General features: G+C 64.1%; 18 protein-coding genes. 16 read left to right on the forward strand and 2 right to left on the reverse strand.

What is annotated here, in order from left to right:
* The first annotated feature begins 5 nt into the window (after window positions 1-5).
* From BW992_RS19290 to BW992_RS19320, 7 genes are all read left to right on the forward strand, one after another.
* Window positions 6-431, forward strand: a complete 426-nt coding sequence (locus tag BW992_RS19290) for an ExbD/TolR family protein (protein WP_072398773.1) — start codon at window positions 6-8, stop codon at window positions 429-431.
* Window positions 432-433: 2 nt separating this feature from the next.
* Window positions 434-1141, forward strand: coding sequence for a TonB C-terminal domain-containing protein (locus BW992_RS19295; protein WP_076406927.1), 708 nt, complete (start codon window positions 434-436; stop codon window positions 1139-1141).
* Between the two features lie 39 nt (window positions 1142-1180).
* Entirely contained in the window at window positions 1181-2872 is a 1692-nt protein-coding gene (locus BW992_RS19300; protein WP_072432079.1) for a putative porin, read from the forward strand.
* 15 nt (window positions 2873-2887) lie between these two features.
* A complete protein-coding gene (locus BW992_RS19305) occupies window positions 2888-3535 on the forward strand; it encodes a DNA repair protein (RefSeq protein WP_072432078.1) in 648 nt (215 codons plus the stop codon).
* 19 nt (window positions 3536-3554) lie between these two features.
* Window positions 3555-4025, forward strand: coding sequence for a YbjN domain-containing protein (locus tag BW992_RS19310; protein WP_072398769.1), 471 nt, complete (start codon window positions 3555-3557; stop codon window positions 4023-4025).
* A complete protein-coding gene (locus BW992_RS19315) occupies window positions 4022-4966 on the forward strand; it encodes a peptidylprolyl isomerase (protein ID WP_076406928.1) in 945 nt (314 codons plus the stop codon). Before BW992_RS19310 ends, BW992_RS19315 begins: the two co-directional genes overlap by 4 nt.
* Window positions 4967-5109: 143 nt before the next feature.
* The gene (locus BW992_RS19320; RefSeq protein ID WP_076406929.1) at window positions 5110-6090 is read left to right on the forward strand and encodes a LysR family transcriptional regulator; all 981 of its coding nucleotides are present in this window, start codon (window positions 5110-5112) and stop codon (window positions 6088-6090) included.
* A gap of 100 nt (window positions 6091-6190) precedes the next feature.
* On the opposite strand, the gene BW992_RS19325 is transcribed toward BW992_RS19320, so the two are convergent.
* Entirely contained in the window at window positions 6191-6883 is a 693-nt protein-coding gene (locus tag BW992_RS19325) for an aspartate/glutamate racemase family protein (protein WP_072398766.1), read from the reverse strand.
* A gap of 278 nt (window positions 6884-7161) precedes the next feature.
* Here BW992_RS19325 and BW992_RS19330 point away from each other — a divergent pair, with 278 nt between their 5' ends.
* From BW992_RS19330 to nudC, 9 genes are all read left to right on the forward strand, one after another.
* Window positions 7162-7656 (forward strand): hypothetical protein, encoded by a 495-nt coding sequence (locus tag BW992_RS19330; protein WP_076406930.1) that lies wholly within the window; start codon window positions 7162-7164, stop codon window positions 7654-7656.
* A gap of 98 nt (window positions 7657-7754) precedes the next feature.
* Window positions 7755-8426 carry a DUF3313 domain-containing protein gene (locus BW992_RS19335; RefSeq protein WP_072398764.1) on the forward strand — a complete coding sequence of 224 codons (672 nt, stop codon included), beginning with the start codon at window positions 7755-7757 and terminating at the stop codon, window positions 8424-8426.
* A 150-nt stretch (window positions 8427-8576) separates the two neighbouring features.
* The gene (gene tpx / locus BW992_RS19340; RefSeq protein WP_072398763.1) at window positions 8577-9077 is read left to right on the forward strand and encodes a thiol peroxidase; all 501 of its coding nucleotides are present in this window, start codon (window positions 8577-8579) and stop codon (window positions 9075-9077) included.
* Window positions 9078-9255: 178 nt separating this feature from the next.
* A complete protein-coding gene (locus BW992_RS19345; protein WP_072398762.1) occupies window positions 9256-10572 on the forward strand; it encodes an MdtA/MuxA family multidrug efflux RND transporter periplasmic adaptor subunit in 1317 nt (438 codons plus the stop codon).
* Window positions 10569-13664, forward strand: a complete 3096-nt coding sequence (locus BW992_RS19350; RefSeq protein WP_072398761.1) for an MdtB/MuxB family multidrug efflux RND transporter permease subunit — start codon at window positions 10569-10571, stop codon at window positions 13662-13664. Before BW992_RS19345 ends, BW992_RS19350 begins: the two co-directional genes overlap by 4 nt.
* A 199-nt stretch (window positions 13665-13863) precedes the next feature.
* Window positions 13864-16968, forward strand: a complete 3105-nt coding sequence (locus BW992_RS19355; RefSeq protein WP_076406931.1) for an efflux RND transporter permease subunit — start codon at window positions 13864-13866, stop codon at window positions 16966-16968.
* Window positions 16965-18440 carry an efflux transporter outer membrane subunit gene (locus BW992_RS19360; RefSeq protein ID WP_072432073.1) on the forward strand — a complete coding sequence of 492 codons (1476 nt, stop codon included), beginning with the start codon at window positions 16965-16967 and terminating at the stop codon, window positions 18438-18440. The genes BW992_RS19355 and BW992_RS19360 overlap by 4 nt, the downstream gene beginning before the upstream one ends.
* 284 nt (window positions 18441-18724) lie before the next feature.
* Complete coding sequence (locus tag BW992_RS19365) at window positions 18725-19537, forward strand: crotonase/enoyl-CoA hydratase family protein (protein ID WP_072432072.1); 813 nt, start codon at window positions 18725-18727, stop codon at window positions 19535-19537.
* A gap of 5 nt (window positions 19538-19542) precedes the next feature.
* The gene (gene nudC, locus BW992_RS19370; protein WP_072398757.1) at window positions 19543-20373 is read left to right on the forward strand and encodes an NAD(+) diphosphatase; all 831 of its coding nucleotides are present in this window, start codon (window positions 19543-19545) and stop codon (window positions 20371-20373) included.
* On the opposite strand, the gene BW992_RS19375 is transcribed toward nudC, so the two are convergent.
* Window positions 20341-21120 (reverse strand): TSUP family transporter, encoded by a 780-nt coding sequence (locus tag BW992_RS19375; protein WP_072398756.1) that lies wholly within the window; start codon window positions 21118-21120, stop codon window positions 20341-20343. The two genes, nudC and BW992_RS19375, sit on opposite strands and share 33 nt — an antisense overlap.
* Window positions 21121-21182: the final 62 nt, after the last annotated feature.

Here is a 21182-nt window from a genome sequence, read left to right on the forward strand (position 1 = left end):
TCGCGATGGCTAGCGTAAATGCTTCGCACGATGACGACGATGACGCCGCGGTGGACAGCATCAACATCACGCCCCTGGTGGACGTGCTCATGGTGGTGCTGGTGATGTTCATCCTCACGGCCACGGCCCAGGTGTCGGGCATCCAGATCAACCTGCCCAAGGCCAGTGCCTCGGTGTCTCTGTCGGAAGCCAAGACCAAGGCGATCTCGGTGAACGATGGCGGCCAGGTGTTCCTCGATGCCTACCCGGTGACCCTGGCGGAACTGGAGGAACGCCTGCGCATCGAGAAGGCCCAGAGCCCCGATTTTCCGATCATCGTGCGTGGTGACGCCACAGTGCAGTACCAGAAGGTCATCGAGGTGCTGGATCTGTTGCGGCGCCTGGAACTGTCCCAGGTCGGTCTGGTGACCGGCAAACCGAGCCAGGGCTGACCATGACCGCCAGACTCCCCATCGATCCGCCCCCGGTGAAGACCTCGCCCTGGCGCCTGCTCAAGTGGGCGGCGGGCCTGGCGCTGGGCGCCCTGGCGGCCTGGCTGCTGTGGCAGTGGGCCAACGACATGAGCGGCGTGCGGCGCGAGGCGCCGAAGGTCCCGACCATCATTGCGCTGCCGCCCCCACCTCCACCCCCACCGCCGGAGAAGCCCAAGGAACCGGAGTCACAGGTGGAGGAAAAGGTGGTGGAGCCCGAGCCCACCCCGGAGCCGGAGGAGGTCAAGCCTGAAGAGCAGGCCCCGCCTTCGCCGGTGGACGACCTGGCGAACCCGATGCAGATGGACGGCGAGGCCCAGTCCGGCAACGACGCTTTCAATATCGGCGCCGGCAAGGGAGGTGGCATGGCTGGTGCTGGAGGCGGGCGCCTGGGCAACGGTACCTACAGCCAGTTCCTGGCCTTCACCTTCCAGCGCCTGCTGCGGGAGAACCCGCAGCTGCGCAGCCTGGCGTTTTCCCTACAGGCTGACGTCTGGCTGAGTGCCGTCGGCGAGATCACACGGGTCGAGCTGGTCAAGTCCAGCGGCAATCGGCAAGTGGATGAACAAGTGATTTCGGCCCTGCGCGCCTCACCTCATCTGAGCGAGCGGCCACCGGCTTCCCTGACATTGCCCGTGCGCCTGTCCTTGCAAGGGCGGCGTCCGGGTTAACCGAATGCTTGAAAGTTTGCCAACAGGAGTTGTGTGCAGATGATTTCCAATGTGAATCGATTGTCGTGGAGGGTCGGCCTGGTAGTCCTGGGTCTGGCCGGGCAGGCGGTCGCCGCTGCGGCGCCCTCGGAAAACGCCACGATCAATCTGATCCGCCTGCTGGTGCAGCAGGGGGTACTCAAGCAGGACCAGGCCGATGGGCTGATCGCCCAGGCCGAGCGCGAAGCCGTGCAGGCCCGCCAGGCCGCCACGGCGGTGGCTGCGGCACCGGTGGGGGCGCCCGGGGACGTACGGGTGCAATACGTGCCGAACATCGTTCGCGAGCAGATCCGCGATCAGGTGAAGGCTGAAGTCATGGCCACCGCCAAGCAGGAGAACTGGGCCCAGCCCAACACGTTCCCGGACTGGGTGTCACGCATCAGCTTCGATGGCGACATTCGCCTGCGTGACGAGTCGCGCTACTACTCGGGCAACAACAGCAACGAGATCGTCGACTTCGCCCGGCTCAATGACAAGGGACCGTACGACGTCAATCCCAACAGCAGCTCCAGCCTGCCGCCCTTGCTCAACACCCGCGAGGATCGGGAAAACCTGTTCCGCCTGCGGGCGCGCCTGGGGATGAAGGCGGTGATTGCGCCGCAATGGACCGCCGGCATCCGCATCGGTACCGGTTCGGACAATAACCCGGTGTCCACCACCCAGACCCTGGGCGGTGGCTTCGGCAAGAAAGACATCTGGCTCGATCAGGGCTACCTGACCTGGAAGGCATCGGATGAACTGACCCTGACCGGGGGGCGGATTGCGAATCCGTTCTTCTCCACCGACATGCTGTATTCCGGCGATCTGAATTTCGATGGGGTGGCGGCGATCTTCAATCGCAAGCTCAATCGGGACTGGGGCCTGTTCGGCACCGTCGGCGCGTTCCCGGTGGAATACACCAATGACACCAGCACCAGCAATGGCACGGACAAGGAGGAGAGCGACAACAAGTGGCTCTACGGTGCGCAACTGGGGGCGAACTGGGCGATCAACGACAGCAACCGGGTCAAGGGTGCGCTGGCCTATTACCGCTTCGACGACATCGAGGGCAAGCGCTCCTCGCCGTGCCAGCCGTGGGCCGGTGACCCCGGGTGCGACAGCGACGGTTCTCGCGTGGCTTTCATGCAGAAGGGCAATACGGTGTTCCTGCTGCGCGACATCACGCCCAACCCGCTCAACCCGTCCACCACGCCCCAGCCGCAATACGTCGGCCTGGCGTCGGAGTTCAACCTGCTGGACCTGAACCTGGTCTGGGATGCCGACCTGCCCGAGGACTTGAAACTGCGCAGCCAGGCCAACTACGTACACAACCTGGGCTACGACGAAGGCGAGATGCGCAAGCGTTCCGAAGGCCAGTTCGCCAACAACCTGGACGAGAGTGGCGAACTGGAAAGCGGCGCCAACGCCTGGATGCTCCAGTTCACCCTGGGCAGGGCCCTGGAGCTAAAGCGCGAGGGCGACTGGAACCTGTTCGCCGGTTACAAGTACATCCAGCCGGATGCCTTGCCGGACGGTTTCAACGACTCGTCGTTCCATTTGGGCGGCACCAACGCCAAAGGCTACTTCCTCGGTGGCAACTACGGCCTGGCCAGCAACGTCTTCGCCACCGGCCGTTGGTTGAGTGCCGAGGCGGTGTATGGCGCGCCCTACGATATCGACGTTCTGCAGCTTGAAATCAACACGCGCTTCTAAGCGCAGGGAGGCTTCATGAAAAGGCGAGCCATGGGTTCATGCCCAGCCGCGTTGCTGGTGCTGGGCCTGCTATTGAACAGCGGTGCCCACGGCGAGGGCCTGGAGGAACGGCTGCGGGCGCAACTGCGCAGCACCACGGCCCAGTTGCAAGCCCTGCAAAGCGAGCAGGCCCAGGCCAGTGCGGCCCGACAGGCGGCCGAAGGCCAGGCCAGGGAGGCCCAGGCGCAGGTCAAGCAATTGACCGCGCAACTGAACAAGGCCCAGGCCTTGAACGAACAACTGGCCGGGCGCCAGGAAAGCCTGCAGAGCCAGGCCCAGGCCCAGGTGGCCGCCCGCAATGAGCAGATCGGCAAATTCAAGAAAGCCTACGACGAGCTGCTGACCCTGGCCCGTGGCAAGGAGGCCGAGCGCGCCCGCCTGGAGGCCCGTCTGGCCGAACGTGACACACAAGTGCAGCAATGTTCGGTCAAGAATCAGCAGATGTACGAAGTCGCCCAGTCGTTGCTGCATGCCTATGAAACCATCGACGTCACCGATGTCATGAAGATTCGCCAGCCGTTCGCGGCCAAGGCCCGGGTACGTTTCGAAGAGCTGGCCCAAGGGTTTGGCGACGATCTCTACAAGAACCGTTTCGACGCCCCCCAGGCCTCGATTACTCATTGAAAGCAAGGATGGACCGAGCATGACTTCATTGATTGAACACGTTTCCCCGACATCGCTGACCGAGCTGTTGCAAAGCGCCGGTTACCGGGTCAACGAAACGGAGCAGAACGGCATCGTGCAGCTGCTCAGCGCCAGCCAGGGTATCGGCTTCGCGGTACGCTTCGGCAATCCGACGCCCACTGCGGGGCAGTACCTGGACTTCACGTTCAGCTGCGCCTTGCGGGTCCAGGGCGAGCTGCCGGCCGGGCTGGCCGAGCTGTGGAATGCCTCGCGGCGCTTTGCCCGGCTGTCGGTGCAGGGCGAGTTCCTGGTGATGGAGATGGACGTGGTGGTCGCCGCCGGCGTCAGCGGCGATCACCTGCGCAGCCACCTGGAACTGTGGGACCGTCTGTTGCAGGAGTTCATCGTCTACCTGCGCGAGTACAGCCAGAACGCGGCGCGCCTGCAGGCTTCGGCCGAGGCATCGGTGGAGGAGGCCAGCGCATCGTGAGAAAAACGATCTTCGCGGTTCTTTTTGCAGCGGTGGCCCTGGTTGCGGTGGCCGTGGTGCAAGGCCTGCGACCGGGCAACGATCCGGTGGCGGCGGTGCAGGACGCCAGCGTCATGCCCGCCGACGGGCCGAGCCTGGCGCGCTTGGGCAATCAGCAGGTCAGCCCCGACGAGCTCAAGGCGCTGCTGGCCGCCCTGACACCGCAGGTCCGCGAGCAGATGCGCGGTAACCGGGCCGCGCTGGAGAGTTGGATTCGGGCGCGGCTGGCGGAAAAGGCCGTGCTGGAGCAGGCCGATGCCCAGGGTTGGCGACATCGTCCGGACGTGGAGCGCCAGACCCGGGCGGCCACCGAGCAGATCGTGTTTCGCGATTACCTGCAATCGGTCAGCCAGGTGCCGGCCGGCTATCCCAGTGAAGAAGAGTTGAAACAGGCCTACGATGCGGGCAAAGCCAACTGGACGATGCCGGCGCTGTATCGGGTGAGCCAGATCTTCCTGGCGGCGACCGAGCCGCAGACCTTCGAAGCGGTGCGTCGGCAAGCCATCGAACTGAGCAGAAAGGCCCAGGCGTCGCCGGCGGAGTTTGCCGCGCTGGCGAACCGCTTTTCCCAGGATCGTGCCACTGCCGAGCGAGGCGGGGACAGCGGTATGCAGCCCTTGCAGCAACTGCTGCCGCAAGTGCGCGAGGCGGTGGCGCGGTTGAAGGTGGGGGCGGTTTCGGATCCGGTGCAGAGCGCGGCGGGGTATCACGTCATCAAACTGACCGAACAGCAGCCGGCCAGGGAAGCCACCCTGGACGAAGTTCGCGGGCAACTGACCCAGGCGCTGCGCGCGCAACGCCAGGAACAGATCGCCAAGGCCTACCTGGATGGCATGCTCGATACCGCGACCCTGAGCATCGACGGCGCGCAATTGAGCAAGGTGCTGGAGGAGGTGCGTTAACCTCGGCCCACCATGGGTGTGAGCATCTTTGTGATGTGAACACTTTTGTGGCGAGGGATCGATCCCCTCGCCACAGGGCGCTGCGCTGTATCGGGAACGCCAGCGCAGTTCAACGTATTCGTAGAACCGACAGGGAGTCACCCATGACCTTCATCGAGCCCGCAGGACCGCAGGCCATCACCGCTTATCGCGCACCGCTGCGCGCGCCCGAACCCTGGCTGGCCCTGGCCGGCGACATCGACCCCCAGGTGGCCCAGTGCTTCCTGGTGAGCGCCCGTTGTGGCTGTTTCATGCAGGCGGCTCGCAGCCTCAATGTCAAGGCGATCTGGCTGCGCAAGCAACTGATGCAGCTCGAGGCACGCCTGCAGCGCTCCCTGTTCAACTTCCAGGGCAGCGCCCTGACCCTCAGCCGGGAGGGGCGCCAATTGCAGTCCCGGCTGAAGGCCCTGGCCGATGAAAGCTCGCCACCCTTGCTGGACCAGCCATTGGTGCGCCTGGCGGTGGCCGAGTCGATCCTGCATGACATCCTGGGGCGTGACCTGATTGCGTTGTTGCGCCGCAATGCCAGTGCGCGGTTGCAAATCATCACCCTGGACAGTGAACTGGCGCTGCAAGCCGTCAGTGCCGACCTGGTGTTGTGGCTGAGCGACCCACTCGGTTCAGTGCCCGGGCCGAGCTTTCCCACGCTGCCGCCCGAGCATCTGGCGCGGCTGGACTACCTGCCTCACATCGCCAAGCGATATTCGCGGCCGGCAACCCGGCCGGGCTGCCTGGGCGACCTGAACGACTACATGCTGGTGCAGTGGCAGGCGGACCGGCAGCCGGACAGCTTCGCCCCGTGGAACACTCTCCTGGAACAGCGTCGGGCCGGCGTGGTGCAGGTGCAGTCCTATGAGCTGATGCTGGAAATGATTCGCTGCAGTGCCTGCATCGGCCTGTTGCCGCAGTATATGAGCCACTTCGACCGTGGCCTGGTGGCCTTGCCGGGGTTGTTCGACGTGCCGATGCAGCGCCACCTGTGGATGGCCGTCGGCACCCAGGCCCGGCAGACCCCGGAAGTGCGCATGCTGGTGGAGATGATTCAACACGCGCTGTACGAGCGCAGGGATTGGTTCCAGGCGTGATCGCCACTCCTGGCGGTGATGGTGTTGCTGACGATGCCAGCGGTGCCGCCTCTTCGCGGGCCCGCCCGCGTCCAGGAGATGACGGGCAATCCGCTGGCGATCAGTCCTCCAATGCGAACGCCACCGCCGCACGGGCGTGCAGGTGGGTGGTGTCGAGCAGCGGCAGGGGGCTGTGTTCGGGTTTGATCAGCAGGCCGATTTCCGTGCAGCCCAGGATGATCGCCTGGGCGCCGCGCTCGGCCAGGGACTCGATGACCCGCTGGTAGACCTGGCGCGATGCCGGATCGATCACGCCGACGCACAGTTCGTCATAGATGATGCGATGCACTGCCTGGCGTTCCTCGGGGGCGGGTATCACTACGTTCAAGCCTTGGGCGCTCAGGCGCTCCTTGAGGAACTCCTGTTCCATGGTGAATGCCGTGCCCAGCAGGCCGACCGTGACGGCCCCCGCTTCGAGGGCGGCCTGGCCGGTGGGGTCGGCAATGTGCAGGAACGGAATCGAAACCGCCGACTGGATCTGCGCCGCCACCTTGTGCATGGTGTTGGTACACAGCACCACGCATTCGGCGCCCCCGGCCTCGAGACGTCGCGCCGCATCCACGAGAATCGCGGCGGCATCCTCCCAGCGCCCCGCATGCTGGGCCTGTTCCACCGGGCCGAAGTCGACGCTGTGCATCAACAGTTGGGCCGAGCGCAGCGGCCCGAGCCGGTCTCGTACCTGCTGGTTGATGAGGCGATAGTATTCGGCGCTGGACTCCCAGCTCATGCCGCCAATCAGGCCGATGGTGCGCATTCGTCAATCCTCAGGCTGTGGCCTGTACCGACAGGGCAGGCCTGCCTGGAGTCTCTATTCGTTGATGGACGGATGCCAGCGCAACATCAACTGTTGCGCTCATCTTTGTGCCAGGTGTCATGGTTCCGGGATCGGCCGTGGGCCCGGCGCCGTGCCTCGGGCCATTTCCAGCAGGCGAGACGTAGCTCTCCTGCCATGCCGGTGGGTTTTGCATACGCCAGCCTCCCGAACCTGTCATCATCCCGGTTCGCAGCAAGCCCTTGATCGAGGAACAGCGCATGGACGGTGTACAGCAACTGGGCGAGACGCTTCGTCGCTACGCAGACAGTGAGGCGCACAAAAAACAGCAGCACCAGGCTCAGGCGGCGGTGTGGGCCGAGCAGATCGAAGCGTTGTATGGGCAAATCGAGCAATGGCTGGCACCGGTGATGGCGCCCGGTCTCCTGGCGCTGAGCCGGGAAGCCCACGTGGCCCACGGGCCGGGCGTCCCGGTGGAAACATCCACCTTCAGGACCGAAAAGCTCACGGTGTCCATCACGGGCAAGGCGGTGGAGTTCGTCCCGGATGCAATGGGTGGCGGTGGACAAATCTCGCTGGCGGTCATGGGACTGACGGCGGCGCGGTACGGAAGCATTTCGCTGGTGCATTCGCTGGCCTCCGGGGAATGGCAGTGGCGCAAGACCAATGGGTTGAAAGACCCGGATACCTTCGTGTTCGATGCTGATTTTCTTGCGCAGCAATTACAGAGCCTGATTCCTCGAGATCGCGCCTGACTTGCCACAGGGCTTCTGGATATTTGCGGCAAAAATGTGCCCATTGGCTATACCTGTAGTTCCCGGCCCCGTCTCGTGTGGCTGACAGGAGTGACAGCATGAAGCTCGCATCAGTGATTGGCACCATCTGCATCGCCTCGCTCGCCCTGGCTGGGTGTTCGAGCAAGATCACTCAGCCGGACGAGTATTCCGGGTTCCTGGGCGACTACAGCCGGCTCAAGGAAGACAAGTCACCGTCCGGTGCCGAGGTGATGCGCTGGGTCGATCCGAAGGTCGACCTGGACAAGTACACCAGCATCTACATCGAGCCGACCCAGCTGTACCCCAAGCCGCAACCGACGGTGAAGATTCCCCAGGCCACCTTGTCCGGCATCACCGGTTATTACGATCAGGCCCTCCAGCGTGAAGCGGGAAAAACGTTGCCGCTGGCCAAGGCGCCGGGGCCGGGTGTGCTGGTGATGCGCGCGGCGATCACCGCCGTCAGCAGCAAGACCGAAGGGCTGAAACCGTATGAGGTGGTGCCGATTGCGCTGGTGGCGGCGGCTGTCAGCACCGCCAGTGGCATCCGCGACCAGGAAACCACCCTGGGCACCGAAGCGGTCTTCCTCGATGGCGCCAGCAATGCCGTGGTGGCCCAGGTGGTGCGCAAGGGGACAGGCAAGCCGTTGTCCAACGAGTCCCAGGTGATGAAACCCGATGATGTCAAAGGTGTCATGGATGGCTGGGCTTCGGACCTGCATCAGTCGTTCCTCAAGCTCAAGGCCCGGTAGCGTCCTTTCGTGGGGGCGGGCAGGCTCGCCCCCACAGGATTGCGCGGTCATGAACACCATGACTTTTCATGTCCAGCCATAGGTCGGGCGAGCATTTCGTGGTTAACTCCTGCCTCACCATTTTTCAAACCTGTCAGAAGGAATTCGCCCATGGCTCAAGTCACCCTCAAAGGCAACCCGGTCCAGGTCAACGGCCAATTGCCACAAGCCGGTAGCAAGGCGCCAGCCTTTTCCCTGGTGGCCGGCAATCTGTCCGACGTGTCCCTGAAGGACTTCGCGGGCAAGCGCAAAGTACTGAACATTTTCCCAAGCGTCGACACCCCGACCTGCGCCACCTCCGTGCGCAAGTTCAATGCCCAGGCCAACGCACTGGATAACACCGTCGTGCTTTGTATTTCCGCCGACCTGCCGTTCGCACAGGCGCGCTTCTGCGGTGCCGAAGGCCTGGAGAATGTGCAGAACCTGTCCACCCTGCGCGGCGCCGAGTTCATCCAGAACTACGGCGTGGCCATTGCCGATGGTCCGCTGAAAGGCCTGACCGCTCGCGCCGTGGTGGTGCTGGACGAAGAGGACAACGTGCTGCACAGCGAACTGGTCAAGGAAATCGCTGAAGAGCCAAACTACGACGCTGCGCTGGCTGTCCTGAAATAAGGGATTTATTACATTTGTTGACGGCCTGGCCAAGTCCAGGCCGTTTTCATTTGTACTTCAAGCGCTTAGCCTGTCATCACGCTACGTAAGCCCAAGGTAAATTGCCGGTAAAGGCGCTTTGCTAAATTCCCGCCAGTGCTTATCGTTCAGCCTCTCGTAAAAGATGCCCACGCGCCCAATGGTTGATCACTCCATGCAATCCTCCGTTTCTCGTAACTCCCGCCGCTGGCTGTTGAGCCTGTTCATCGTCTTGGTCGTCGCGGTGGTGGCCTGGAAATTCTGGCCCGCCGGCACGGATCCCAAGCAAGGGGCAGGGCAGAAAGCCGCACAGGGGCACACAGGGCGTTCGGGCAGCATGCGACCTGGCTTCGGTGGGGCCACGGGGCCGGTGCCGGTCCGGGTGGCGCCGGCAGTCACCGGGGACTTTGCGCTGTACTACAAGGCGCTGGGCACTGTCACGGCCCTCAATACCATCAACGTGCGCAGCCGGGTGAGCGGTGAGCTGGTCAAGATCGCCTTCGAAGAAGGGCAGATGGTCAAGGCCGGGGACCTGCTGGCCGAAATCGATCCGCGTCCCTACCAGAACGCCTTGCTCCAGGCTGAAGGCACGCTGTTGCAGAACCAGGCACAACTGAAGAACGCCCAGGTCGATCTTGAGCGCTATCGCGGGCTGTATGCCGAGGACAGCATCGCCAAGCAGACCCTGGATACCGCCGCCGCGCTGGTGGGCCAGTACCAGGGCACCGTCAAGACCAATCAGGCGGCGGTCAATGATGCCAAGCTCAACCTCGAATTCACCAGGATCCGTGCACCGATTTCCGGACGGGTCGGCCTGCGGCAGCTGGATATCGGCAACCTGGTGGCGGCCAACGACACCACGGCCCTGGCGGTCATTACCCAGACCCAACCCATCAGCGTTGTCTTCACCCTGCCGGAAAGCAATCTGGACACCGTGCTCGCCCGTTACCGCAGCGGCGCGAAACTGCCTGTCGAGGCCTGGGACCGCGGCGATGTGAAACTCCAGGCCAGCGGTGTGCTGCAAAGCCTGGACAACCAGATCGACACCACCACCGGAACCCTGAAATTCAAGGCCCGCTACGATAACCGCGACCAGTCGCTGTTCCCCAACCAGTTCGTCAACGTCCGCCTGCTGGCCGACACCCTCAAGGGCGTCGTCCTGGCACCCACCGCCGCGATCCAGTTCGGCACCAATGGCACCTTCGTCTATGCCCTGGATGGCGACAGGAAGGTCACCATCAAAACGTTGAAGATCGGCCCCAGCGACGGCAGCAACACCGTGGTCACCGAAGGCCTGGCGGCCGGCGAGCGTGTCGTGCTCGAAGGCACCGACCGCTTGAAGGAGGGCAGCGAAGTGGAGGTGGTCAATGACAGCCAGGACGTGCCCACCACGCCGACCGAGCACCTGCAGGGCAAGACCGCGGCGGGTCCGAGTGAACCGGCCGTGGTCGACAAGGCGAAAAAGGGCGGCGCATGAATCTCTCGCGGCTGTTCATCCTTCGCCCGGTGGCGACCACCCTGAGCATGCTGGCCATTGTCCTGGCCGGCCTGATCGCCTATCGGCTGCTGCCGGTGTCGGCATTGCCCCAGGTCGACTATCCCACCATCCGGGTGATGACCTTGTACCCGGGCGCGAGCCCCGATGTGATGACCAGTGCGGTGACCGCTCCCCTGGAGCGGCAGTTCGGCCAGATGCCGGGCCTGACCCAGATGGCCTCCACCAGCTCCGGTGGGGCTTCGGTGATTACCCTGCGGTTCAATCTCGAGACCAACATGGATGTCGCCGAACAGCAGGTGCAGGCGGCGATCAACGCGGCGACCAACCTGCTGCCCGACGATCTGCCGGCGCCCCCGGTGTACAACAAGGTCAACCCCGCCGATACCCCGGTGCTGACCCTGGCGATCACCTCCAGGACCATGCTGCTGCCCAAGCTCAATGACCTGGTGGATACGCGCATGGCGCAGAAGATCGCCCAGATCAGCGGGGTCGGTATGGTGACCATCGCCGGCGGCCAGCGCCAGGCCGTGCGGATCAAGGTCAACCCCCAGGCCCTGGCGGCCAACGGCCTGAACCTGGCGGATGTGCGCACACTGATCGGGGCCTCCAACGTCAACCAGCCCAAGGGCAACTTCGACGGCCCGACCCGGGTCTCGATGCTTGACGCCAACGACCAGCTGACCTCGCCCAAGGACTATGCCGAACTGATCCTGGCCTATGCCAATGGTGCGCCATTGCGGCTCAAGGACGTGGCACAGATCGTCGACGGCGCCGAGAACGAACGCCTTGCCGCCTGGGCCAACGAGAACCAGGCCGTGCTGCTGAACATCCAGCGCCAGCCGGGGGCCAACGTGATCGAGGTGGTGGACCGGATCAAGGCCCTGTTGCCAAGTATCACCGACAACCTGCCGGCCGGCCTGGACGTCACGGTGCTGACCGATCGTACCCAGACCATCCGTGCCTCGGTCAAGGATGTGCAACATGAACTGCTGATCGCCATCGCCCTGGTGGTCATGGTGACGTTCCTGTTCCTGCGTCGTTTCAGCGCCACTATCATTCCCTCGGTGGCCGTGCCGCTGTCGCTGATCGGGACCTTCGGGGTGATGTACCTGGCCGGCTTTTCCATCAACAACCTGACCCTGATGGCCCTGACCATCGCCACCGGTTTCGTGGTGGACGACGCCATCGTCATGCTGGAGAACGTCGCCCGTTACATCGAGGAGGGCGACAGCCCATTGCAGGCGGCGCTCAAGGGGGCGAGGCAGATTGGCTTCACCCTGGTGTCCCTGACGCTGTCGCTGATCGCCGTGCTGATCCCCCTGCTGTTCATGGCGGACGTGGTCGGACGGTTGTTTCGCGAATTCGCCATCACCCTGGCGGTGGCGATCCTGATTTCCCTGGTGGTGTCCCTGACGCTGACGCCGATGATGTGCGCGCGCTTGCTCAAGCGTGAGCCGAAGGAAGAGGAACAGGGCCGGTTCTACCGCGCCAGTGGCGCCTGGATCGACTGGCTGATCGCCGCCTATGGCCGCAAGCTGCAATGGGTGCTCAAGCACCAGCCGCTGACCCTGCTGGTGGCGGTGGGCAGCCTCGTGCTCACGGTGGTGTTGTACCTGGCGGTGCCCAAGGGCTTTTTCCCGGTGCAGGACACGGGTGTGATCCAGGGCATTTCCGAAGCGCCCCAGTCGATTTCCTTCGCCGCCATGAGCGAGCGCCAGCAGCAACTGGCCAAGGTGATCCTGGCCGACCCGGCGGTGCAGAGCCTGTCTTCCTATATCGGCGTGGACGGTGACAACGCCACGCTCAACAGCGGGCGTCTGCTGATCAACCTCAAGCCCCACAAGGAGCGTGATGACAGCGCTACGCAGGTCATTGCCCGCTTGCAGCCGCAACTGGACCGCCTGGTGGGGATCCGCCTGTTCATGCAGCCGGTACAGGACCTGACCATCGAGGACCGGGTCAGTCGGACCCAGTACCAGTTCAGCCTGTCGTCGCCGGATGCCGAGTTGCTCACCCTCTGGAGCGCCCGCCTCACCGAGGCGCTGGCCCGCCAGCCGGAACTGACCGACGTCGCCAGCGACCTGCAGGACAAGGGCCTGCAGGTCTATCTGGTGATCGACCGTGACGCCGCCTCGCGCCTGGGCGTGTCGGTGGCGAACATCACCGATGCGCTGTACGACGCTTTCGGCCAGCGGCAGATTTCCACCATCTACACCCAGGCCAGCCAGTATCGCGTGGTGCTGCAGGCCCAGGCCGGGGAGCGGATCGGGCCCAAGGCCCTGGACCAGATCTACGTCAAGACCACCGAAGGCGGGCAGGTGCGGTTGTCGAGCCTGGCCCGGGTCGAAGAGCGTCAGGCGCAGCTGGCGATTGCCCATATCGGCCAGTTCCCGGCGGTGATGATGTCGTTCAACCTGGCTCCGGACGTGGCCCTGGGCCATGCGGTGGAGGTGATCGAAAAGGTCCAGCGGGAGATCGGCATGCCGGTGGGCGTGCAGACCCAGTTCCAGGGTGCCGCCCAGGCATTCCAGGCATCGCTGTCGAGCACCTTGCTGCTGATCCTGGCGGCGGTGGTGACCATGTACATCGTGCTGGGCGTGCTGTACGAGAGCTACATCCACCCGATCACGATCCTCTCCACCTTGCCCTCGGCGGCCATTGGCGCCTTGCTGGCGTTGATCCTAAGCGGCAACGACCTGGGCATGATCGCGATCATCGGCATCATCCTGCTGATCGGTATCGTCAAGAAGAACGCGATCATGATGATCGACTTCGCCCTCGACGCGGAGCGCAACCAGGGCATGGACCCGCAGACGGCCATCTACCAGGCCGCGTTGCTGCGCTTCCGGCCGATCCTGATGACCACCCTGGCGGCCCTGTTCGGCGCAGTGCCGCTGATGCTCGCCACCGGCTCCGGCGCGGAATTGCGCCAGCCCCTGGGCCTGGTGATGGTCGGTGGGCTGCTGGTGAGCCAGGTCTTGACGTTGTTCACCACGCCAGTGATCTACCTGTATTTCGATCGCCTGGGCCGCCGGTTTGCCAGGCCGGAAGGGAAAGAGGTGCGGGTATGACGCTCGGGAGCTTGCGGTTGGAGCCTGCGCCGGAGAACCTGGGGCAAGCGCGTTTTCTGCGGCAAGGCGATTCATCCCCGCTGGACTGCGTAGCGGCCCCTTTTGTGAGCGCTTGGCACTCAAGCGGGGATGAGTCCCCTCGCCATGAAAGCCCGGACATTTCCTGCATTCCTTCATCTGCAGCCCGGAGCGGCGGTCGATGAACCTCTCCGGCCCCTTCATCCGCCGCCCCGTCGCGACCATGCTCCTGAGCCTGGCGATCACCCTGCTCGGTGGCGTGTGCTTTGGCCTGTTGCCGGTTTCGCCCTTGCCGCAGATGGACTTTCCGGTGATCGTGGTCCAGGCCAACTTGCCGGGGGCCAGCCCGGAGGTCATGGCGTCGACGGTGGCAACGCCTCTCGAACGGTCCTTCGGCGCCATCGCCGGGGTCAATACCATGAGCAGCCGCTCGAGCCAGGGCTCCACCCGCGTGATCCTGCAGTTCGACCTGGACCGCGATATCAACGGCGCGGCCCGGGAGGTGCAAGCGGCGATCAATGCTTCGCGCAACCTGTTGCCCAGCGGCATGCGCAGCATGCCCACCTACAAGAAGGTCAACCCGTCCCAGGCGCCGATCATGGTGCTGTCGCTGACCTCCGATGTCCTGGAGAAAGGCCAGCTCTACGACCTGGCTTCCACCATCCTGTCCCAGAGCCTGTCCCAGGTGTCGGGGGTCGGCGAGGTGCAGATCGGCGGCAGTTCCCTGCCGGCGGTGCGGATCGAACTGGAGCCGCAGTTGCTCAACCAGTACGGCGTTGCGTTGGACGACGTGCGCAGCGCCATCGCCGACAGCAACGTGCGCCGGCCCAAGGGTTCGGTTGAGGATGACCAGCGCATGTGGCAGGTCCAGGCCAATGACCAGCTGGAAAAGGCCAAGGACTACGAAACCCTGATCATCCGCTACCAGGACGGCTCGGTGCTTCGGCTCAAGGATGTGGCGAAAGTCACCGACGGTGTCGAGGACCGCTACAACAGCGGTTTCTTCAATGACGATGCCGCCGTGCTGCTGGTGATCAATCGCCAGGCGGGGGCCAACATCATCGAGACGGTCAACGAGATCAAGGCGCAGCTGCCGGCCTTGCAGGCCGTGCTGCCGGCCAGCGTCAAGCTGGACCTGGCCATGGATCGCTCGCCGGTGATCAAGGCTACCCTGCATGAAGCGGAAATGACCCTGCTGATCGCCGTGGCCCTGGTGGTGCTGGTGGTGTTCCTGTTCCTCGGCAACCTGCGCGCTTCGCTGATCCCGACCCTGGCGGTGCCGGTGTCACTGGTGGGGACGTTCGCGGTGATGTACCTCTACGGCTTTTCGCTGAACAACCTGTCGCTGATGGCGCTGATCCTCGCCACCGGACTGGTGGTGGACGACGCCATCGTCGTGCTGGAGAACATTTCCCGGCACATCGACGAAGGCGTGCCGCCGATGAAGGCGGCCTACCTGGGCGCCCGGGAAGTGGGCTTCACCCTGTTGTCGATGAACGCCTCCCTGGTGGCGGTGTTCCTGTCGATCCTGTTCATGGGCGGCATCGTCGAGAGCCTGTTCCGGGAGTTTTCCATCACTCTGGCGGCGTCCATCCTGGTCTCGTTGCTGGTGTCCCTGACCCTCACGCCGATGCTCTGTTCCCGTTGGCTCAAGCCCCACGTACCAGGGCAGGAAAATCGCCTGCAACGCGCGAGCCGGCGTCTCAACGAGCGGATGGTTCGTGGCTACGCCTCCAGCCTCGACTGGGTGCTGCGCCACCGCCGCCTGACGCTGCTGAGCCTGTTGGTGACCATTGGTGTGAACATCGCCCTGTACGTGGTGGTGCCCAAGACCTTCATGCCGCAGCAGGACACCGGCCAGTTGATCGGTTTCGTGCGCGGCGACGACGGGCTGTCGTTCAGCGTGATGCAGCCGAAGATGGAAATCTTCCGCCGCGCCGTGCTCAAGGACGACGCGGTGCAGAGCGTGGCCGGTTTCATCGGCGGCAACAACGGCACCAATAACGCCTTCATGCTGGTGCGCCTCAAGCCGATCAAGGAGCGCGAGATCTCCGCGCAGAAAGTCATCGAGCGCCTGCGCAAGGAAATGCCCAAGGTCCCCGGTGCCCAGCTGATGCTGATGGCCGACCAGGACCTGCAGTTCGGAGGCGGCCGCGAGCAGACCACGTCGCAATACTCCTATATCCTGCAAAGCGCCGACCTGGCCTCCCTGCGGGAGTGGTATCCCAAGGTCGTGGCGGCATTCCGGGCCTTGCCCGAGCTGACCGCCATCGACGCCCGGGACGGCGGCGGGGCCCAGCAGGTGACGCTGGTGGTGGACCGTGACCAGGCCAAGCGCCTGGGTATCGACATGGCCATGGTCACCACGGTATTGAACAACGCCTACAGCCAGCGGCAGATTTCCACCATCTACGACAGCCTGAACCAGTACCAGGTGGTGATGGAGGTCAATCCCAAGTACGCCCAGGATCCGAACACCCTCGAACAGGTCCAGGTGATCACCGACGACGGCGCGCGGGTCCCCCTGTCGACCATTGCTCATTATGAAAACAGCCTGGAGGACGACCGGGTCAGCCACGAAGGCCAGTTCGCGTCCGAGGGCATTTCCTTCGACATGGCCGAAAGCGTGACGGTGGAGCAGGGCACGGCGGCCATCGAACGGGCCATCGCCAGGCTCGGCATGCCGGAGGATGTGATCGCCAAGATGGCCGGTACCGCCGATGCCTTCGCGGCCACCCAGAAGGGCCAGCCTCTCATGATCCTCGGGGCGCTGCTGGCGGTGTACCTGGTGCTGGGAGTGTTGTACGAAAGCTATATCCATCCGTTGACGATCCTGTCCACCCTGCCATCGGCCGGGGTCGGCGCATTGCTGTCGATCTACGTGCTGGGCCAGGAATTCAGCCTGATATCGCTGCTGGGGCTGTTCCTGCTGATCGGCGTGGTGAAGAAGAACGCGATCCTGATGATCGACCTGGCGTTGCAGCTCGAACGGGGCGGTCAGACACCCGAGGAGTCGATCCGCAGTGCCTGCCTGCTGCGTTTGCGGCCGATCCTGATGACCACGCTTGCGGCGATCCTCGGCGCCTTGCCGTTGCTGCTGGGCGGCGCGGAAGGCTCGGAAATGCGCCAGCCCCTGGGCCTGACGATCATCGGCGGGCTGGTCTTCAGCCAGGTCCTGACCCTCTACACCACACCGGTGGTTTACCTTTATCTCGACAAGTTGCGCCATCGTTTCAATCGCTGGCGCGGCGTGCGTACCGATGCTGCTCTGGAAACTGCGCTATGACCGATCGCTCGTTTTTCAATCTTGTCGCGCCCTTGGCGACCGCCCGGGGTTCGCGGGTCCTGAGCCTGGCGCTGTGCGTGGCGATGCTCAGCGCCTGCGCCATCGGCCCGGACTACCAGCGCCCATCGACGGCGCAGCCGGCGCAGTACAAGCAAGCCCAGGGCTGGCGCCAGGCCAACCCCAGCGATGCGTTGGCCCGTGGCGCCTGGTGGGAGCTGTACGGTGACACGCAACTCAATGGCCTGGTGGAAAAGCTCAACACCTCCAACCAGACCGTCGCCCAGGCCGAAGCCCAGTACCGCCAGGCCCAGGCCCTGGCGCGCAGTGCCCGTGGCGCCTTCTTCCCGACAGTGGACCTGACCGTTGGCAAGAACCGCTCCAGCCAGGGGACCGGCAGCAGCAATTCGAGCCTGAGCAGTTCGGCCAGCGGTATCCGCGATACCTACAGCGCCCAGGCCGGCGTCAGCTGGGAGGCAGATGTCTGGGGCAAGCTGCGACGCACCCTGGAGGCCAACGAAGCCAGTGCCCAGGCCAGTTATGCCGACCTGGCCGCCATGCGCCTGAGCCAGCAGTCGGAGCTGGTGCAGAACTACCTGCAACTGCGGGTGATCGATGAGCAGAAACGCCTGTTGCAGGCCACGCTGGAAAACTACCAGCGTTCGCTGAAAATGACCGAGAACCAGTACCGTGCCGGCGTGTCAGGCAGGGATGCGGTGGCCCAGGCCCAGAACCAGCTCAAGACCACCCAGGCAGACCTGATCGACCTGATCTGGCAGCGTGCCCAGTTCGAAAATGCCATTGCCGTGCTGATCGGCCTGCCGCCCGCCGAGTTCAACCTGGCCGAAACCCGGGACATTCCCACATTGCCGCAGATTCCCGTGGCGCTGCCGTCGCAACTGCTCGAGCGACGGCCGGACATCGCTTCGGCGGAGCGCTCGGTCATGGCCGCCAACGCCGACATCGGCGTAGCCAAGGCGGCCTACTACCCGGACCTGACCCTGAGCCTGAGCGGCGGCTATAGCAGCAGTACCTACGACAACTGGATCAGCGTACCGAATCGCTTCTGGTCGGTGGGGCCGCAACTGGCGATGACGCTGTTCGATGGCGGCCAGCGCTCGGCGGAAGTCGACCGCACCGTCGCCGCCTATGACCAGACCGTCGCCACCTACCGCCAGACCGTGCTGGACGGGTTTCGTGAGGTGGAAAACTACATGATCCAGCTCAAGGTGCTTGAAGACGAGGCCCGTGTGCGCCAGGAAGCCCTGGACGCCGCGCGCGAATCCTTGCGCCTGACCCAGAACCAGTACAAGGCCGGGTTGATCGCCTATCTCGACGTGGTCACGGTCCAGGCCACCGCCCTGAGCAATGAACGCAGCGTGTTGAGCCTGCAACAGAGCCGGCTGATCGCCAGCGTGCAACTGATCGCGGCGCTGGGCGGTGGCTGGGACGGGCAGCCAGGGCCGGATGAATAAGCCAGAACGAAGCCGGTCCCTGTGACGAGGGGATCTATCCCCGTTGGGCTGCGTAGCAGCCCTGACTATCGGCACTGCGATACGCCAGGCAGGATGCAAAAGGGAGGCTTCGCGCCCCAGCGGGGATCAATCCCCTCGCCACAGGGGGTGTTTCGACTGGGGACAGGGTAGCGCCTGTACCGGGTGCCAGCCAGGTCCGGCTTTTGGCCGATGCACTGTCTACGACCTGTCGTGAGGGCTTGTTATAGTTCAGGCCTCTTCCCAGCCGGTAAAGGATCACTGCCATGTCGCAATACCAAGCGTTCACCGTCGAACTTGCAGACAACATCGCCCATGTGCAGATCAATCGCCCGGACAAGATCAATGCGATGAACGCGGCGTTCTGGAGCGAGATCATCGAGATCTTCCAGTGGATCGACGACACCGACGAGGTGCGGGTGGTGGTATTGAGCGGGGCCGGCAAGCATTTTTCCTCGGGCATCGACCTGATGATGCTGGCCGGCGTGGCCAATGAACTGGGCAAGGACGTGGGCCGCAACGCGCGCCTGCTGCGGCGCAAGATCCTGCAACTGCAAGCCTCGTTCAATGCGGTGGACAACTGCCGCAAGCCGGTGCTCGCCGCTGTCCAGGGTTACTGCCTGGGTGGGGCCATCGACCTGATCTCCGCCTGCGACATGCGCTATGCCGCCGAGGATGCCCAGTTCTCCATCAAGGAGATCGATATCGGCATGGCAGCCGATGTTGGCACATTGCAACGCTTGCCCCGGATCATCGGGGACGGCATGCTGCGTGAACTCGCTTATACGGGGCGTACGTTCGGTGCCGATGAAGCGCGCAGTATCGGCCTGGTCAATCGTGTCTATACCGATACCGCCAGCCTACTCGACGGCGTCATGGGCATCGCCCGGGACATCGCCGCCAAGTCGCCGATTGCCGTGACCGGCACCAAGGAAATGATTGGTTACATGCGCGACCACCGCATCGACGACGGGTTGGAGTACGTCGCCACCTGGAACGCCGCCATGTTGCAATCGACCGACCTGCGCGTGGCCATGGCCGCCCATATGAGCAAACAGAAACCCGAATTTCTGGATTGATCATCATGATTCCACGCTGGACCACCGCAGTACTCGATACCGATCTGGCGGGCGGCTGGGCCGTGGCCCGCAGCCCGGAAGGCTTCCTGTTCGACGATAACGGCCCGCTGTTTCCCCGCCAGTGGCTCAAGCGCCAGGACCTGTCGATCCTTGCCGAGCACGGCATCGGCCACCTGGACGGCGAGCCGGTCTATCTGCTGGAGCTCCACAGTTCCCTGGACGTCCCTGGTTGCAACTGGAAAGGCCTGCGGGCCTTCATGCTCGAGGACGATCACACGCTGTACAAGGTGCTCGGGTATGCGGCGCAGATCGGCACCTGGGCCAGGGAGCATCGTTTCTGTGGCAGTTGCGGCAAGCGCATGGGGCAGATTGCGCTGGAGCGGGCGATGTATTGCGATGTATGCGACCTGCGCCACTATCCGCGGCTTTCACCCAGCATGATCGTGCTGATTACCCGTGGCGACGAGGTCTTGCTGGCCCGTTCGCCACGCTTCGTCACCGGTATCTACAGCACCCTGGCGGGGTTTGCCGAGCCGGGCGAATCGGCCGAGGATTGCCTGGTCCGCGAAGTGCGCGAGGAAGTCGGCATCGAAGTGAAGAACATCCAGTATGTGGGCAGCCAGTGCTGGCCGTTCCCTCATTCGATGATGCTGGGCTTCCATGCCGAATATGCCAGCGGCGACATCGTGCGCCAGGAAGAAGAAATCGAGGACGCCCAGTGGTTCAGCGTCCACGACCTGCCGCCGTTGCCGGCTTCGCGTTCGATCGCCCGCTACCTGATCGACCTCTATGTGGCGCGCCGTCTAGGCCACGCTGAACCAGTGCTGCCAGGCTAGGCGCACGGTAAGGCCCAGGACCACGGTGATGAACACCGGCCGGATGAACTTCGCGCCGCCGCTGATGGCGGTGCGGGCACCGAAGAATGCGCCGATCATCACCGACAGGCCCATGCTCAGGCCGATGACCCAGTCCACTTGCCCGGAGAAGATGAACACCGCCAGCGCCGCGATGTTGCTGACGAAGTTCATGCTGCGTGCCACGCCGCTGGCCTTGACCAGGTCGATGGGGTAGAGCAGCAGGCTGCTGACGGTCCAGAACGCCCCCGTGCCAGGGCCCGCCACGCCGTCGTAGAAGCCCAGGGTGAAACCCTGGGGCGATTGCCAGGTCTTCCTGATCGGCGCGTCGCTGTCCAGCGGCGCCTTGGGCGTGCCCCCGAACAACAGATACAGGCCACAGGCGAACACGATCACCGGCAGCATCTTGTTCAGCCACTCGGCGGGCAGGTAGTGGGCGACGATGGCGCCGGTCAGGGCGCCGACCAACGTACCGACCAGGGCATGGGTCCATTGCCTGGGGTGGAACAGCTTGCGCTTGTAGAAGGTGAAGCTGGCCGTGGCGGAGCCGAACGTCGAACTGAGTTTGTTGGTCCCCAGCACCAGGTGAGGGGGCAGGCCGGCGGTCAGCAGGGCGGGGGTGGTCAACAGGCCACCGCCACCGGCGATGGCATCAATGAAGCCTGCGATGAACGCGACAAGGGCAAGGATAGCGAGGGTGGTGAGGTCAACGCTGAGTTCAAAAGGCATGGAGTGGGCTTATTCGGCAGGTCGCAGAGGCGGCGGGAAAGGCCGGTATGTTACCTGCAATG

This window comes from Pseudomonas sp. 7SR1, assembly GCF_900156465.1.
Taxonomy (GTDB): domain Bacteria; phylum Pseudomonadota; class Gammaproteobacteria; order Pseudomonadales; family Pseudomonadaceae; genus Aquipseudomonas.